Genomic DNA, 1,390 nt, shown 5'->3' with positions numbered 1-1,390 from the left:
TCCGTCACGTATCAAAGCCCACAGGACGTTGACCCGTCGACGGGCCAGGGCGAGGACCGCCTGGGTGTGCCGCTTGCCTTCGGCGCGCTTGCGCTCGTAGAAGCGCCGCGATGCGTCGCAGCTGCGGATACTGATCAGCGCGGAGGTGTAGAAGACGCGTTGCAGGCCGCGGTGGTAGCGCCGGGGCCGGTGCAGATTTCCGCTGACATTGCCCGAGTCCCGGGGCACTGGGGCGACTCCGGCGAGGCTGGCCAGACGGTCGGCGGTGCCGTAGCGGCTCATGTCCCCGGCTGTGGCGGCGAGGAACTCGGCGCCCAGCAGCGGGCCGATCCCGGGCATGCTGGAGATCACTTCGGCGAGTTCATGGTCGCGAAACCGGGCCGCAATGAGCTTGTCGATCTCCGTGATCTGCTCGTTGAGGCCCATCACCTCCTTCGCCAGGGTGTGGATCACCTGTGCGGTGATCTTCTCCCCGGGGACGGCGGTGTGCTGGCGCTCGGCCGCTTCCAGGGCGGCTGTGGCGAGGGCCTCGGGACTGCGGACGTGGCGGTTGCGCAGCCAGGTCTCCAGCCGCTTGCGGCCGGTGCGGCGCAAAGCGGCCGGGGTCTGGTAACCGGTCAACAGGATGAGCGGGCCGACGTTGCCCAGATCCAAACTCCGCTCCAACGCGGGGAAGATACTGGTGAGTTGACCGCGCAGGCGATTGATCCGTCGAGTGCGGTCGGCGTTCAGGTCGGCCCGGCGGTTGGTGAGGACCCGCAGCTCGATGGCGTGCTCGTCGTCCGGCCGCAGGACGGCCAGGTCGTGGCGCATCCGAGCCTGGTCGGCGATGACGGTGGCGTCCTTGGCATCGGTCTTGCCGGTGCCCCGGTAGCCGGCCGACGCCCGGTTCACCGCGAGGCCGGGGATGTAGAGCAGCTGCTGGCCGTGGTTGAGCAGCACACTGATCAGCAAGGTGGCCATGCCGTCAGCGACATCGACCGCCCACACGGCGTCCTCGTCGATTTCCAGCACGTCGCCGAGCAGCGCCAGGAGCTCCGGCTCGTCGTTCAGCACGCGGCGCGACAGCAGCCGCTTGCCCTCGGCATCCAGGACCACGCAGTGGTGATGGGTCTTGCCGATGTCCACACCCGCCCAGATCTGGGACACGGGTTCCTCCGGTTCGTCGGTGTGTGCTCTTCTCCCGAACGACCTCGCCAGCGTGGTCCTACTCAGCGATACACACGAAGTGCTCGCAGCTCCTAATCAGCGGCCGAGTCGTCGTGAGACACCGGGCGGCCAGGTGGGCGGAACCATCGAGGGCAACCGACTGAAAGCCATACCCGGTGTCTCTGGGCCTCTGGACCTTACGACGGCCCATCCAACCCACCAACAACGTAGGACCGACTGA

General features: G+C 67.7%; 1 protein-coding gene. It reads right to left on the bottom strand.

From position 1 onward, the window contains the following. A partial coding sequence (locus tag ACWD6R_RS40555) for an IS110 family transposase (RefSeq protein ID WP_451823341.1) occupies positions 1–1,149 on the bottom strand: 1,149 nt, incomplete at its 3' end. Positions 1,150–1,390: the final 241 nt, after the last annotated feature.

The sequence above is a fragment of the Streptomyces sp. NPDC005151 genome (assembly GCF_053599875.1).
The sequence above is the reverse complement of the archived record's forward strand: the minus strand, read 5'-3'. Positions and strand labels throughout refer to the sequence as shown.